Source organism: Amycolatopsis sp. BJA-103 (assembly GCF_002849735.1).
Classification (GTDB): domain Bacteria; phylum Actinomycetota; class Actinomycetes; order Mycobacteriales; family Pseudonocardiaceae; genus Amycolatopsis.
Genome location: NZ_CP017780.1, coordinates 556307 through 570862 on the forward strand (window position 1 = coordinate 556307; position 14556 = coordinate 570862).

Consider the following 14556-nt stretch of genomic DNA (forward strand, 5'->3'; position numbering starts at 1 on the left):
AAGGTTGTCGCGAGGGTCAGAGGGAGGCAGTGGGGAGACATGACTCGTTTCGTGACGAAGCTGGCCGCCGCGACGGCGGCCGTCGCCTTGGCGTCGGTTCCGGGGCCGGCCTCGGCACAGACGACGCAGGCCGTGGATGAGAAGACCGGCCCCGTGTCGTTCGCGAACGTGGCGTCGGTGCGCATCGGGAACCCGGGATCGCTGATCACCGAGACCCAGCGCTCGCCGCTGTCGCCCGGACAGTCGAAACTCTCCCCGGACCGCACCGTCGTCCCCCGTGACGACGGCGAGCGGAACACCTTCGGCGACAAATGGGACATCAACCTGGGCCGCTACGGCGCGCAGAGCCCGTACCCGGCCGGGATCGCCAGCCGTGACCACAACGTTCTCGCCGCCCTGCAGCAGACCACCGTCCCGACCGCGAGCGTGGAGAGCAACTACGCGCTGATCGACAACGGGCACGGCGGCACGAAGCCCGCCGACAACACGGTGCTGGTGCTCGAAGGCGCGAAGAGCGCGGTCAACTGCGCCGCGCCGGGCAAAACGACGTCCTCGACCAGCGTGGGCAAGATCTGGGTGCGGGACGAGACCGGCGCGCTCAGGCCGTCCGGGGCTTCGGGTGTCGACGTCAAGGGACTCAAGCTCGGGCCGCCGTCGTTCGTCAAGAACGAGAACCTCAGCAAGGACAAGACGACCTCCGACCTGACCGTGTCCCGGGTGACCGCCTTCGACCAGCTCATCCGGCAGAGCGGCTGGCGCGACGGCGACGTGACCGCGGTGGCGGGCTGGAAGCTGGACATCGTCACGCACGTGCGCGACGCGGCGAACAAGGACCTGCGCGAGGCCCGCACGACGATCGTCCTCGGCGGCGTGAGCTGCGCGATCCCGAAGAACTTCGTGGCGAAGCCCGCCGGTGGCACCGGGCCGGGCGCGGCCCCCGAACAGCCCGCGGTGCCGGGGACGGTGCCCGCAGGCGGTATCCCGCCGCAGGCCGACGGCTCGACGCGGACCGTGGTCGGGCTCGGGCTGCTGGGCGGCGGCATCCTGATCGGCGCCGCGGCCATGCTGCTGCACCGCCGTCGCAAGCCCGTCCCGGCGCGGGAGAAGTAGCGGTCCCGTGCGGACCTGGTTGGCGGGACTCTCCGCCGTCGTCTCCGCGCTCGCCATTTCCGCGGGCGTCGTCGTGCTGACCTGGATCCCGCCGGAGTCGGCGGTCCCGGTCCCGGTCGCGGAACCCGCGGTCATGCCGGGGGAGGACGGCGCTCCCTTGGTACTGCCCGCCGACACCTCGAAACGCGGGCAGCGGCCCGGCACCATCCGCCTGCCCGAAGGCGGCTCGGCGAAGCTCGTCCGCTCCGAGGTCAACGCCGACGGCGTCCTCCCGATCCCGCGCGGTCTCGGCGACGCGGCGTGGTGGGGCGCCCGGCTCGGCGCCGAAGCCGGTACGGCGCTGATCTCCGGGCACGTCAACTGGAGCGGCGCCAAAGGCCCGTTCGACGAGCTGTGGCGGATGCGGGAAGGCCAGGAAGTGGCCGTCAGCGACGCGGCGGGCGGGGTCTGGGTCTATCGCGTGCGCGAGGTCGTCACGGTGCACAAGAACGATCTGCCCGCGCAGGCGGCGAAACTCTTCGCCCAGGGCGGGCCGCACCGGCTGGTGCTGGTCACCTGCGGCGGTGACTACCTCGGCGGGACCGACGGCTACCGGGACAACCGGGTCATCGTCGCGACCCCCGTTTCCGGGCCGCCCGCCTGAAGTCGATGCAACCCGCGTCGGCTCGCGTCGCGTGTCTAGCGACACCGGCCGCTCCGGCGGCTTGACGCGAGCAAGGAGTAATACCCGATGGTGGGACAGTTCGACGACGGCGCGGCGGGCGGAGAGCAGCCGAAGAAACGCCCCGGCCTGCGATGGATCCTCGCCGGCGCCGCGGTTTTCGTGGTGGCGGCCGTGATTGCGGTGCTCGTGTTCACCGGAAGGAGTGAGCCGGTCGTCGCGGCGGCCCAGGACGCGGCGAACACGTCGGCGGTGCAGACGGCCGAGGTCGCCGCGGACACGGGCCAGGCACCCGGAACGGTCAAACTGCCCGGTGGCGGCACGGCGAAACTGATCCGCAAGGAACTGACTTCCGACGGGACCCTCCCCATCCCCGAGGGTCTCGACGAAGCCACCTGGTGGGGCTCGAAACTGGGCGCCGACCAGGGCGCGTCCCTGCTTTCCGGGCACGTGAACTGGAAGGGCAAGAAGGGCCCGTTCGACGAACTGTGGCGGCTCAAGACCGGGCAGGAGGTCAACGTCGTCGACACCGACGGCGGCAAGTGGGTCTACAAGATCGGCGAGATCGTCACCGTGCACAAGACGAAGCTGGCCGAGCAGTCGGAGAAGCTGTTCGGGCCGGACGGTCCGCACCGGCTGGTGCTGGTCACGTGCGGTGGCGAGTACGTCGGCGGGACCGACGGCTACGAGGACAACCGCATCGTCACCGCCTCGTTGGTCAGCCGGCCCTGAGCCGTTCCAACCTCGCCGGAGGTCGTGCGGGGTCCTGCGGTTAGTCTTGTCGTTCCAAGTCCTAACCGTCCCCGCATGCTTCGGAGCGTGGAGTGCCCGCGAACACCATTGAGACCGTCGTCAGCCTGTGTAAGCGTCGAGGCTTCGTTTTCCCGTGTGGAGAGATCTACGGCGGTACCAAGTCGGCGTGGGACTACGGTCCGCTCGGGGTCGAACTCAAGGACAACATCAAGCGCCAGTGGTGGAAGACCGTCGTGCAGAGCCGGGACGACGTCGTCGGCCTCGACTCCTCGGTGATCCTGCCCCGCCAGGTCTGGAGCGCGTCGGGTCACCTCGACGTCTTCACCGACCCGCTGATCGAATGTCTCTCCTGTCACAAGCGTTTCCGCGCCGACCAGCTGGCGGAGGACTTCTCCGCGCGTACGGGCAAGGAGGTGACCGAGGACGACCTGTCCGAGGTCCCGTGCCCGAACTGCGGCAACCGGGGCGAATACACCGCGCCGCGTGACTTCAACATGATGCTGAAGACCTACCTCGGCCCGGTCGAGTCCGAGGAGGGCGTGCACTACCTCCGTCCGGAGACCGCGCAGGGCATCTTCATCAACTTCCTCAACGTGCAGACCACCGCACGGAAGAAGCCGCCGTTCGGCATCGGCCAGATCGGCAAGTCGTTCCGGAACGAGATCACCCCGGGCAACTTCATCTTCCGCACGCGTGAGTTCGAGCAGATGGAGATGGAGTTCTTCGTCGAGCCGGGTGAGGACGAGACCTGGCACCAGTACTGGATCGACGCGCGCACCGACTGGTACAAGGACCTCGGCATCAAGCCGGAGAACCTGCGCCTTTACGAGCACCCGAAGGAAAAGCTCTCCCACTACTCGAAGCGCACCGTCGACATCGAGTACCGGTTCGCGTTCAACGCGGGCCAGGAGTGGGGCGAGCTCGAGGGCATCGCGAACCGCACCGACTACGACCTGACGACGCACTCGAACCACTCCGGCGTCGACCTGTCGTTCTTCGACCAGGCTTCGAAGCAGCGGTTCCGCCCGTTCGTCATCGAACCCGCGGCCGGTGTCGGCCGTTCGATGATGGCGTTCCTGGTCGACGCGTACCACGAGGACGAGGTCCCCAACGCCAAGGGCGGCGTCGACAAGCGCGCCGTGCTGAAGCTGGACTACCGGCTCGCGCCGTTCAAGGTCGCCGTGCTTCCGTTGTCCCGCAACGCCGATCTCACGCCCAAGGCGCGCGACGTCGCGGCGATGCTGCGCAAGCACTGGAACGCCGACTTCGACGACGCCGGCTCGATCGGCAAGCGCTACCGGCGCCAGGAAGAGATCGGGACGCCGTTCTGCGTCACCGTCGACTTCGACACGCTCGACGACCTCGCGGTGACCGTGCGGGAGCGCGACACCATGGCGCAGGAGCGGGTCGCGATCGACAAGCTCGAGTCGTACCTGGCGGCCCGGCTGATCGGCTGCTGACGGCCCACTCCGCTCCGGCACCCTTGGTCGCCTGAAGTACGTAAAGGACCCCTTCCTTGCGCCTAACGCAAGGAAGGGGTCCTTCACGTACTGAAAGGAGTGAAGGTCGCGTTTCCTCGGCTGAGCCGAGGGAAGGGGTCCTTCACACGCCGCCTCTGTGGCTGCTGAAGCACCTGGGGCGGACGTGGCGATTGCCGACTCCGTGAAGGCCTCCTTCCCTACTCTGAAGGTAGTGAAGGAGGCCTTCACGTACTCGGGAAAGGAGTGAAGGTCGCGTTCCTCCCACCCCACTGCCGCCACACCTAGCGTCCCTGGACGGCGCACACGGCGCGCCACCCCTGACAACTGTCACCCCCAGGTCGTGACGCGCGGCCCACGGACGAGACGCCTGAGCGCGACAAGCTCTAGGCATGCGAGAACAAGACATCACCGCGGGGGCGGCGGTACGGCTTTCCGGCCTGCGTAAGCACTATGGCGACGTCCATGCCGTCGACGGCGTGGACCTCACGATCGCGCCGGGCGAGGTGGTCGCGCTCCTCGGCCCCAACGGCGCGGGCAAGTCCACCACGGTCGACATGATCCTGGGCCTCACCGTGCCCGACAGCGGCACCGTGTCCGTCTTCGGGCGCGAGCCGGGTGACGCGGTCGGCGACGGGATGATCGGCGCGATGCTGCAGGGCGGCGCGCTCGTCGAGGATCTGACGGTCGCCGAGACCGTCGGCATGGTCGCCGCGTTGCACCGCAAGCCGATGCCCGTGCGCGAGGCGTTGCGCCGTGCCGGGATCGAGGACATCGCGAACCGGCGGTCCACCAGGCTTTCCGGTGGGCAGAAGCAGCGCGTGCGGTTCGCGGTCGCGCTGGTCAGCGATCCCGACCTGCTGATCCTCGACGAGCCGACCGCCGCGATGGACGTCGGCACGCGCCGCGAGTTCTGGAAGTCCATGTACGAGTACACGAACTCCGGTCGCACGGTGCTGTTCGCGACCCACTATCTCGAAGAGGCCGAAGAGTTCGCCGACCGTGTCGTGCTGATGCGGTCGGGACGGATCGTCGCGGACGGTTCGGTCGCGCAGGTCCGTGCGCTGGCAGGGGGACGCACGGTCCGCGCGGTGGTGCCCGCGGCGGCGGAGCCGGTGATCGCGGGGCTGCCCGCGGTCACCGGTTTCGAGCTCCGCGGTGGCCGCGCCGCCATCTCGACTTCCGATTCCGACGCGACGCTGCGGGCGCTGCTGACCCGCGTGCCCGAGGCGCACGACATCGAGATCAGCGCCATCGGCCTCGAAGGCGCCTTCCTTTCCCTGACGACCGACTCGACCGACAAGACCGAGGAACCCGTCCGATGAACCCGACCTTTCTCAAGACCGAGATCGTCCGCACCTTCCGTTCGACGCGGTTCGTGCTCTTCGCCGTCGCCTTCCCGGTGCTGATGTTCCTGTTGCAGGCCAACGTTTTCGGCTCCGCCGACGTGAACATCTCCGGGGTGATCATGGTCAACATGATGGCCTTCGGCACCTTCTCCGCCGCGATGACGAGCGGTGCGAAACTGGCCATCGAGCGGTCCACGGGCTGGCAGCGTCAGCTGCGGCTGACCCCGCTGACCGGCACCGGCTACCTCGGCGGCAAGGCGCTGTCGGCGATGCTCGTCGCGCTTCCGTCCTTGCTCCTCGTTCCGCTGGTCGGCGTCCTGGTCCAGGGTGTCCACCTCGACGCCGCGGGCTGGCTGCGGCTGGTGCTGGGCATCTGGCTCGGCGCGATCCCGCTGGTGCTGCTCGGGCTGCTGCTGGGCCAGTTCGGCACGCCGGAGTCGATGCAGCCGATGAACATGATCGTGATGATGGGCATGGGTTTCCTCGGCGGCATGTGGATCCCGATCGACGGGATGCCGTCGTGGATGGCCGACCTCGCCCAGGCGACGCCCACGTACTGGCTGATCCAGCTGGTCCGCCCGGTCGTCACCGACCATCTCACGGTGAGCTTCACGGCGGCGCTCGGTGTGCTGGCGGCGTGGACCTTGGTCCTCGGGGCGCTGGTGATCAGGCGTTACCGTAAGGACAGTGCGCGGGTCTGAGAAAAGGGTGAACCGGTGAGCGACTACCCGGGCAGGGTTACGACGGGCTTGAACAGCCGTGAGAACTGGTGGTCGGACATGCCGCCGAGGACCGGGAGGGGGCCCCGGCCGGGGCGGTGGGCGATCCTCGGCATCGCCTTCATCCTGCCGAGTTTCGTCCCGGCCGCGGTCGAGCTGTTCACCGACGGGGCGACGGGGAAAGAGCTGGTGATCATCGCTCTCCTGGTCGTGTACGGCGCCTGCTACGTGCTGTTCCCGCTCAGCCTGCGGCCTTCCCTGCGGAAGACGACCTACACCTTCTCGGTGCTGATGCTGCTCATCGGCCTGGTCCTGGTCTTCCTGCACGACAACAACCCGTACATCCTGATCTACGCGACGGCGGTGCTGTCCTTCACCTTGCCTCCGGCGTGGGCGGTGATCCTGGACGGTGGCGCCCTCCTGGTGGTGCTGGGCGTGCACCTGGCCATCGGGAAGGACGACTTCGGCGATCTGGTGGCGGTCACCTCGATCACGGCGGCGATGTTCTTCATGGCGAACCTGGTCCGCGCGGTGCGGAAGCTGGAGGCGGCGAACCGGGAGATCGCGACGCTCGCGGTGGCGGGCGAACGGGAGCGCCTGGCCAGGGACCTGCACGACATCCTCGGCCACAGCCTCACCACCATCACGGTCAAGGCCGGGCTCGCCCGCCGGATCCTGGAGAGCGGCAAGGACGACAGCCGCGCGCTGCAGGAGATCAGCGAGGTCGAGAGCCTGACCCGCAGCGCCCTCTCGGACATCCGCGCCACGGTCTCCGAATATCGCGAGGTGTCGCTGTCGGCGGAGATCGCCGGGGCGCGGGCGGCGCTGAGGGCCGCCGAGATCGACGCGGATCTGCCGCACGCGGTGGACAACGTCGATCCCGCCCTGCAGCGGACCTTCGGCTACGTGCTGCGGGAGGCGGTCACCAACGTGCTCCGGCATTCCGGGGCGAAGCGGGTGAAGGTCCGCTTCGGCAAGACCTGGCTGGAAGTCGAGGACGACGGCGACGGCGGCGAGGTGACGGCGGGGAACGGCCTGCGCGGGCTCACCGAAAGGCTGGCCGCGGTCGGTGGGACCTTGACCGCGACGGCGCCTTCTGCGGGAGGATGGCTCGTCCGCGCGGAGGTACCGGAATCCGCCGTGCGGAGCGGTGCGCGTGCGCCGCTCACCGAACCCGCTGGAGGCTGCGCGTGATCCGGGTCCTGCTCGCCGACGACCAGGCCATGGTGCGAGGGGCACTGGCCACCGTCCTCGGTCTCGAATCCGACATCGAGGTGGTCGCGCAGATCGGCTCGGGGGACGAAGTGCTCGCCAAGGCGAAGGAAACGACGCCGGACGTCGCGCTGCTCGACGTCCAGATGCCGGGAAAGGACGGCCTCGAAGCCGCCTCCGAGCTGCACGGCGCGCTGCCGTCGTGCCGGATCATCATCTGCACCACCTTCGGCAGACCCGGCTATCTCGCGCGGGCGATGGCGGCGGGCGCCGCGGGATTCGTGGTCAAGGACGCCCCGCCGGAGCAGCTCGTCGACGCCGTCCGAAGGGTCCACAGTGGACTCAAGGTGGTCGATCCGGCGCTCGCCGCCGAGTCGCTCGCCACCGGCGCGAGCCCGCTCACCGGACGCGAGCGCGACGTCCTCAAAGCGGCCGGGGACGGCAGCACGGTGGCCGACATCGCCCGGGCGCTGCACCTTTCCGAAGGCACCGTGCGCAACCATCTTTCGGCCGCGATGGGCAAGACCGGGGCGAGGACGAGGGCCGAGGCGGTGCGGCTCGCGGAAGAGCACGGCTGGCTCTGAGATCGTCTCGCCGCTCTGCGAGAATCACCCCCGTGAGTACCGCCGAACGGACCAAGCCCACTCGCGCGAACTGGGTGCGCCGGACCGTGGCGGGGTTCCTGCTGATCGTCGTCGCGGTCATCGGCGGGACCGCGTTCCGGGTCTGGCAGGTCGCGCGGGAGGACGTGCGCGATCAGGCCGACGTCATCGTGGTGCTCGGCGCGGCCCAGTACAACGGCAGGCCGTCGGGGATCTTCGAGTCCCGGCTGGCCAAGGCGAAGACGCTGTACGACCAGGGCGTCGCCAAGACGATCGTCACCGCGGGCGGCAAGAAGGCCGACGACAACTACACCGAGGCACAGGCCGGCGCGCAGTGGCTGCGCAAACGTGGCGTGCCCGTCTCCGCGACACTGCCGGTCGGTGAGGGCAGCGACACCCTGCGCAGCCTGCGCGCCGTCGCCGAGCAGGTGCAGAAACGGGGCTGGAAGACCGCGGTGCTGGTCAGCGACCCGTGGCACTCCTTCCGTGCCCGGATCATGGCCGACGACGTCGGCCTGGAGACGTGGACCTCGCCCACCCATCGCGGCCCGGTGGTGCAGACCCGCGAGACGCAGGCGCGCTACATCGTCCGCGAGACGGGCGCGCTGCTTTATTATCGGCTCACGAAGTCCCCGGCGGACACTCTGTTCGGTACCGGCGAGGTCTGACGCGGCGATAAGTGTCGGTGATCACGCATAAGCTGGACGGGTGAGTGACACCTACACCGAGGCCGACAGGGCGCGCCTGCTGCCCGAGCGGCCCAAGGGCGCGGCGCTGGAGGGCGCCGAAGACGGGCGGAGCGCCTTCGCCCGTGATCGCGCGCGGGTGCTGCACTCGGCGGCCCTGCGGCGGCTGGCAGGCAAGACCCAGGTGGTCGGCCCGGGTGAAGGTGCCGAGGTCAGCGGGGTACCGCGCACCCGGCTGACGCATTCGCTGGAGGTCGCGCAGATCGGCAGGGGGATCGCGGACGAGCTGGGCGCGGACCCGGATCTGGTGGACACCGCCGGGCTCGCGCACGACATCGGGCACCCGCCGTTCGGGCACAACGGCGAGCGCGCGCTGAACGAGGTCTCGCAGCCGTGCGGCGGCTTCGAAGGCAACGCGCAGACGTTGCGGATCCTGACCAGGCTGGAGCCCAAGGTCCTGCTCGAAGGCGGGGCCGTCGGCGGGCTGAACCTCACCCGCGCCTGCCTCGACGCGTCGACGAAGTACCCGTGGCAGCGTGAAGAGGGCAATCCGAAGTACGGCGTCTACACCGACGACGCCGAGGTCTTCGCCTGGGTCCGCGAGAACGCGCCGGACCGCCGGACCTGTCTGGAAGCGCAGATCATGGACTGGTCCGACGACGTCGCGTACTCCGTGCACGACGTCGAGGACGGCGTGCTGGCGGGCCGGATTTCGTTGCGGGTACTGGCCGACGCCGAGGAACGCGCGGCGGTGGCCGAGGCGGCGCGCCGGTTCTCGCACCAGTCGCAGTCCACTTTGGAGGGTGCGGCGAAGGAGCTGCTCGACCTGCCCGTGGTCGCGGCGCTCACCGAACCGGGCCTCGACGGATCACTGAAGGCACAGGTCGCGCTGAAGCGGCTGACGAGCGAACTGGTCGGCCGGTTCGCGACGGCGGTCGTCGGCGCGACGCGCAAGGTGCACGGCGAGGGGCCGTTGCGCCGCTATGCCGCGCAACTGGTCATCCCGGAGCAGGTCGCGGCCGAGGTCGCGTTGTTCAAGGCGCTCGCGCTGAGGTACGTGATGAGCGACAGGCGGCGCCTCGCGATGCAGGACGGCCAGCGCCAGACGCTCGCCGAACTGGTCGACGCGCTGTGCCGCCGCGCCCCGGACGCGCTGGACGGCCTGTTCCTGCCCGCGTGGGAGGCCGCCGCGGACGACGCGGCCCGCCTGCGCGTGGTCGTCGACCAGGTGGCGTCGCTCACCGACGCGCAGGCCTACGCGTGGCACGCCTGGCACACGGGCCGCCACGGCTGAGTCGTGGGTCTGGGTGGTCGTGAGTGGGGTTTCGGGTTCTCTTGGGGGGCGGATCTCGCGTGATCGGGTGACGTTCACGGAGTTCGCTGTCCGAGCACGCGAGATCCGTTCCCGATCACGCGAGTTACGCCTTCGCTCACCTTGGGTTCGGACACGACGTCACCTTTGCCCTACCCCTCACTATTGACGAGAAGGGCAAACGTGTCGTGTTCGTGGGCGGTCCGGTCACGACAGCCGGGTGATCGGTTGCCTGTGTGGTGGTCAGGGTGTCGCGAAAGCCACTTTCGGGACATCGGACGTCCGCGAAAGCCACTTTCGCGACATCGGTGTGGTGGTGAGGTGTCGGTACAGAGGGAAGCCACGGGACAGGCGTTGAGAACGGCACTTTCGCAACCTTGACCGTTGCGAACGCGACTTTCGCGACGCGTCCACGGCCAAGACACGTTCGCCCTGCCCCTCACTAGCCCGAATCGTCACTCACGACCACCCGAGCCACCTGAACGGAACTTTCGGACAGGAGACGGACAGGCCCGTGCACGGTACGGTCTGCGGCATGGGCGCTGTCGAAAGCCACCTCCGGTTTGGTCTGGACCTCTATCGGGTATTGGCGAGCCGCGCGGAGAACGCGTGCTTCTCGCCGTACTCGATCGCGAGCGCGCTCGGCCTGGTGACGCAGGCCGCCAAGGGGAAGACCAGAGAAGAACTGATCGCGCTGCTCGGCGACCCGGACGAGCTCGCCGACCTGCTGGGCAAGGCTTCGTCGCTGCTCGACGACGGCCCCGAACTCGCGGTCGCGAACACGCTCTGGGCCTGGGACGGGCTCCCGATCGAGGACTCTTTCCGTGCCGAACTGGCCGCCTGGCCGGGCGGCAAGGTGGCGAGCGCCCCGTTCGGCGACGATCCGGAAGCCGCGCGGCGGCTGATCAACGCCGACGTCGCCGAGGCCACCCGCGAGCTGATCCCCGAACTGCTGAAGCCGGGGACCGTCGCGCCGGACACCGTCGCCGCGATCGTCAACGCGCTGTATCTCAAAACCGCTTGGACCAATCCGTTCTCGCGTGACAACACCGCGCCCGCGGACTTCCACGCGCCGTCCGGTACCCGTACGGTGCCGACGATGTGGCTCGAAAAACAGCTCGACCACACCCACGAGGACGGCTGGCAGGTCGTCCGCCTCGGCGCCGAGGGCGGGGTGGAGGCGACCATCCTGCTGCCGGACGGCGATCTCGACGACGCCGAACTCGACGCGGGCAAGCTGGCGCGGCTGCTGGAGAACACGCGGTCCAAGACGCTCGCCCTGTCATTGCCGAAACTCGACCTCGACGTCGACAGCCCGCTGACGGCGAAACTGCAGGAACTCGGCGTCCGGACGATGTTCACCGCCCGCGCCGATCTCACCGGGCTCGCCGACGACGACCGGCTCGAAGTGTCGGAGGTCGTCCACCAGTCCGTGCTCCGCATCGACGAACAGGGCCTCGAAGGCGCCGCCGCGACGGCGGTGCTGATGCGGCTGACGTCGATCATGGTCGACGAACCTCTCGAGGTCGCCGTCGATCGTCCCTTCCTTCTGCTCGTGAGGCATGCCTCGACGGGTGTGATCTACTTTCTCGCCCGCGTAGTCGAGCCGTGAGGATGGTCAGTGAGCCTTTTCCAGGCTGAGGCGGCGGCCGTGGAGGCCGAAGAGACTCCCACGAGACCTCGCCGGTTCGCCGCCGTCGACGCCGCCATCATGGGCAGCTTCGTGCTGTTCGCTTTCCTGCTCTACAACGGGCTCTGGCTCGATCTCAAAGAGGGCTACCTCTGGAACAGCGCTTCGGACCAGAACCTGTGGGAGTGGTTCTTCTCCGTCACCGCGGACAACGTGCTGCACCTGAGGAATCCGCTCTCGTCGCACTTCCAGAACCATCCGCTCGGCGTGAACCTGATGGCCAACACGGCCATGCTCGGCATCGGCATCCCGCTTTCGCCGATCACGCTCACCTTCGGGCCGACGGTCACCTGGGCGATCGCGCTCACCGGCGGTCTCGCCGGCACGGCGGCGGCCTGGTACTGGGTCTTCTCACGGCATCTGGTCACCCACCGGGTCGGCGCGGCCATCGGCGGCGCCTTCGTCGGATTCGCCCCGCCGATGATCTCGCACGGCAACGCGCACCCGAACTTCGTCGCGTGGTTCGTCCTGCCGTTCATCGCACTGCTGGTCTTCAAGATCGCGCGCGGTGAACGCCCGGTCCGCAACGGGATCTTCCTCGGCCTCCTGGCGGCGTATCAGATCTTCCTCGGCGAAGAGCCGCTGCTGATCTTCGCGATGGCGTTCGCGATCTTCGCCATCGCCTACTTCGCGACGAACTACCGCGAGTTCCCGCCGATGGCGAAACCGCTCGGGAAGGGCGTCGGCATCGGGGTCCTCGTGGCGCTGGTGCTGTGCGCGTTCCCGTTGTGGTGGCAGTTCTTCGGCCCGCAGAGCTACCAGGCGATCGAGCACGGCGCCGTCGGCAACGACACGGCCGCGTTCACCCGGTTCGCGACGCAGTCGGTCGCCGGGCAGCCGCAGGCCGCGGCGGACGTGTCGATGAACCGGACCGAGGAGAACGCCTTCTTCGGCTGGCCGCTGATCGTGCTGATGGTGGTCATCACCGTCTGGCTGTGGCGTGAGGTGTTCGCGCGGGCGCTGGCGATCTCGATGTTCGTGATGGCCTGGCTCTCGCTCGGCGTGCAACTCGTCGTGGTGCACGAAGAAACCGGCATCCCGGGGCCGTGGAAACTCCTGTCGGAACTGCCGCTGTTCGAATCGCTGCTGGAATCCCGGCTCGCGATGGGCTGCATCCCGCTCATCGGCGCCCTGCTGGCCTTGGCGACCGAGCGCGTCTACACGGTCGCGTCGAAGCTGCCCGAAGTGCCGGGGGAGCGGCGATTCCCGTTGCGGCTGGTGTGGATCGGCGTCGTGATCGCGGTCCTGCTGCCGATCGCGCCGACGCAACTGATCGTGAAGGACCGCCCGCCGACACCGAGGTTCCTCGCCGACGGCACCTGGCGGACCTACGTGGCACCCGGCGGGACCGTGGTGCCCGTGCCGTTGCCGAGTTCCGGCGAATCCGAGCCGCTGCACTGGCAGATCGACGCGGGCCTCGGTTATTCGATGCCCGAGGGCTATTTCGTCGGGCCGAGCGGCCCGGACGACAAACGCGGCCGCTACGGCGCCATCCAGCGGCCGACGTCGATCATCTTCGACCAGATCAAGCAGACCGGCGTGCCCGCGACGATCACCGAATCGCAACGGGTGCAGGCGCTGGAAGACCTGCGGTACTGGAACGCCGACGTGCTCGTGCTGATCCCGCGCGAACACCAGGACGCGCTCCGGGCCACGGTGGACCTGCTGCTGCGGAAGCCCGCCGAGTTCGTCGACGGGGTCTGGGTCTGGGACGTCCGGACGATCACCCCCTGACGCTCTCGCGATCGGTCACGTGCTCGTTGACCCACGTCGTCCCGCAGCCGAGCCGCGCCGCGATTCCGGCGGCGCGCTCCTCGTCCGGGCCCCACACCGACCCGGACAAGCCCGACGGCGTGGCGTTGGCCAGCCCGACGGCTTCGTCCACTGTGGAGCATCGCACGATCGGCAGCACCGGGCCCGACTGATCCTCGCGCACCACCCGCATCCCGTCGTGCGCCCCGGCGAGGATCGCCGGGGCGAAGAAGTACCCGGGCCCGTCGAGCCGCCCGCCGGTGACGAGCCGTGCCCCGTCCGCCCGCGCTTCCTCGGTGAGTTCGATGACGTGGTCGTACCGCGGGCGGTTGTTCACCGGGCCGAGCTGCGTTCCGGGCGTCCGGCCGTCGCCGACGACGACCGTTTCCGCGAAGGCCGACAGTGCCTCGACGACGCCGTCGTACGCGGACCCGACGGCGTAGACCCGTTTGACCGCCACGCGGATCTGCCCGCAGTTGGCGAACGCGCTCCAGAACAGCCGTTTCGCGATGACGGCGGGGTCGGTGCCGGGGAGGACGATCGCGGGATCGTTGCCGCCCAGTTCCAGCGCCAGCCGTTTCGAACCGGGCGCGGTCGCGGCGGCGACGTGCTTCCCCGTGGGGACGGAGCCGGTGAAGTCGACCTTCCGGATCCCGGGGTGGGCGACCAGGCGCTCGCCCAGCGGATCCTGCCCGGTGAGCACGGTCAGGACGTCCGGCGGCAGCACCTCCGCCAGCATCCGGCCGAGGTGCAGGGTGGTGAGCGGGGTCCGCGGCGACGGTTTGAGCACCACCGTGTTCCCCGCGGCGAACGCGGGCGCCAGCTTCGCGGCGGCCAGTTGCACGGGGAAGTTCCACGGCGTGATCGCGGCGACCGGGCCATCACCGACGATCTGCGGTTCGAGTCTCAGCCGGGCGAAGTACCGGAAGCGTGCCGCCGCCCTGGCGAACTCGGCTTTGGCTTCCCGAAGCGGTTTTCCCTGCTCCTCGGTCAGCACGGGCGCCAGCACCGCCGCGGCCTCCTCGACGACGACGGCGCACGAAGCCAGCGCCGCGTGCCGGTCGGTGGCGCGCCAGGCGGGCCAGGCACGGGACGCGGCCCGTACCGCTTTGTCGACATCGACGGGCCCGGCGTCCGGGACGGTCGTGATCCGCTGTCCGGTCGCGGGATCTTCGACGGCGAGCATCGGACGGTCCATGTGTTTCCTCCGGTGGGATGGTGCGGAGGGGTCG

Annotated in this window: 13 protein-coding genes; 12 read left to right on the top strand and 1 reads right to left on the bottom strand. The window is 69.2% G+C overall.

All coding sequences use genetic code 11. The features are described 5' to 3' along the window. The first annotated feature begins 39 nt into the window (after positions 1-39). From BKN51_RS02660 to BKN51_RS02715, 12 genes are all read left to right on the top strand, one after another. On the top strand, positions 40-1110 hold the full coding sequence (locus BKN51_RS02660; protein WP_101606093.1) for a hypothetical protein: 1071 nt from the start codon (positions 40-42) through the stop codon (positions 1108-1110). Positions 1111-1117: 7 nt separating this feature from the next. Next, on the top strand, positions 1118-1753 hold the full coding sequence (locus BKN51_RS02665; RefSeq protein WP_101606094.1) for a class F sortase: 636 nt from the start codon (positions 1118-1120) through the stop codon (positions 1751-1753). Positions 1754-1840: 87 nt separating this feature from the next. After that, positions 1841-2503 carry a class F sortase gene (locus tag BKN51_RS02670; protein ID WP_101606095.1) on the top strand — a complete coding sequence of 221 codons (663 nt, stop codon included), beginning with the start codon at positions 1841-1843 and terminating at the stop codon, positions 2501-2503. 92 nt (positions 2504-2595) lie between these two features. Further along, on the top strand, positions 2596-3984 hold the full coding sequence (locus tag BKN51_RS02675; protein ID WP_101606096.1) for a glycine--tRNA ligase: 1389 nt from the start codon (positions 2596-2598) through the stop codon (positions 3982-3984). A gap of 410 nt (positions 3985-4394) precedes the next feature. Further along, positions 4395-5327: an ABC transporter ATP-binding protein gene (locus BKN51_RS02680; protein WP_168214245.1), complete on the top strand. Its 933-nt coding sequence runs from the start codon at positions 4395-4397 to the stop codon at positions 5325-5327. Continuing rightward, on the top strand, positions 5324-6052 hold the full coding sequence (locus BKN51_RS02685; RefSeq protein WP_101606097.1) for an ABC transporter permease: 729 nt from the start codon (positions 5324-5326) through the stop codon (positions 6050-6052). The genes BKN51_RS02680 and BKN51_RS02685 overlap by 4 nt, the downstream gene beginning before the upstream one ends. 15 nt (positions 6053-6067) lie before the next feature. Next, complete coding sequence (locus BKN51_RS02690; RefSeq protein ID WP_101606098.1) at positions 6068-7264, top strand: sensor histidine kinase; 1197 nt, start codon at positions 6068-6070, stop codon at positions 7262-7264. Further along, positions 7261-7866, top strand: coding sequence for a response regulator transcription factor (locus tag BKN51_RS02695; protein WP_101606099.1), 606 nt, complete (start codon positions 7261-7263; stop codon positions 7864-7866). The genes BKN51_RS02690 and BKN51_RS02695 overlap by 4 nt, the downstream gene beginning before the upstream one ends. 32 nt (positions 7867-7898) lie before the next feature. Further along, the gene (locus tag BKN51_RS02700) at positions 7899-8552 is read left to right on the top strand and encodes a YdcF family protein (protein WP_101606100.1); all 654 of its coding nucleotides are present in this window, start codon (positions 7899-7901) and stop codon (positions 8550-8552) included. 40 nt (positions 8553-8592) lie between these two features. Beyond that, positions 8593-9864, top strand: coding sequence for a deoxyguanosinetriphosphate triphosphohydrolase (locus BKN51_RS02705; RefSeq protein WP_101606101.1), 1272 nt, complete (start codon positions 8593-8595; stop codon positions 9862-9864). 553 nt (positions 9865-10417) lie between these two features. Continuing rightward, a complete protein-coding gene (locus tag BKN51_RS02710) occupies positions 10418-11494 on the top strand; it encodes a serpin family protein (RefSeq protein ID WP_101606102.1) in 1077 nt (358 codons plus the stop codon). A 9-nt stretch (positions 11495-11503) separates the two neighbouring features. Then, entirely contained in the window at positions 11504-13306 is a 1803-nt protein-coding gene (locus tag BKN51_RS02715) for a glycosyl transferase (RefSeq protein WP_101606103.1), read from the top strand. On the opposite strand, the gene BKN51_RS02720 is transcribed toward BKN51_RS02715, so the two are convergent. After that, entirely contained in the window at positions 13296-14522 is a 1227-nt protein-coding gene (locus BKN51_RS02720) for an aldehyde dehydrogenase family protein (RefSeq protein WP_101606104.1), read from the bottom strand. The two genes, BKN51_RS02715 and BKN51_RS02720, sit on opposite strands and share 11 nt — an antisense overlap. Between the last annotated feature and the right edge of the window lie 34 nt (positions 14523-14556).

Coding starts and splice junctions, on each gene's coding strand:
- BKN51_RS02660 (WP_101606093.1), top strand. CDS start 40: ATGACTCGTTTCGTGACGAAGCTGGCCGCCGCGACGGCGGCCGTCGCC.
- BKN51_RS02670 (WP_101606095.1), top strand. CDS start 1,841: ATGGTGGGACAGTTCGACGACGGCGCGGCGGGCGGAGAGCAGCCGAAG.
- BKN51_RS02680 (WP_168214245.1), top strand. CDS start 4,395: ATGCGAGAACAAGACATCACCGCGGGGGCGGCGGTACGGCTTTCCGGC.
- BKN51_RS02685 (WP_101606097.1), top strand. CDS start 5,324: ATGAACCCGACCTTTCTCAAGACCGAGATCGTCCGCACCTTCCGTTCG.
- BKN51_RS02710 (WP_101606102.1), top strand. CDS start 10,418: ATGGGCGCTGTCGAAAGCCACCTCCGGTTTGGTCTGGACCTCTATCGG.
- BKN51_RS02720 (WP_101606104.1), bottom strand. CDS start 14,522: ATGGACCGTCCGATGCTCGCCGTCGAAGATCCCGCGACCGGACAGCGG.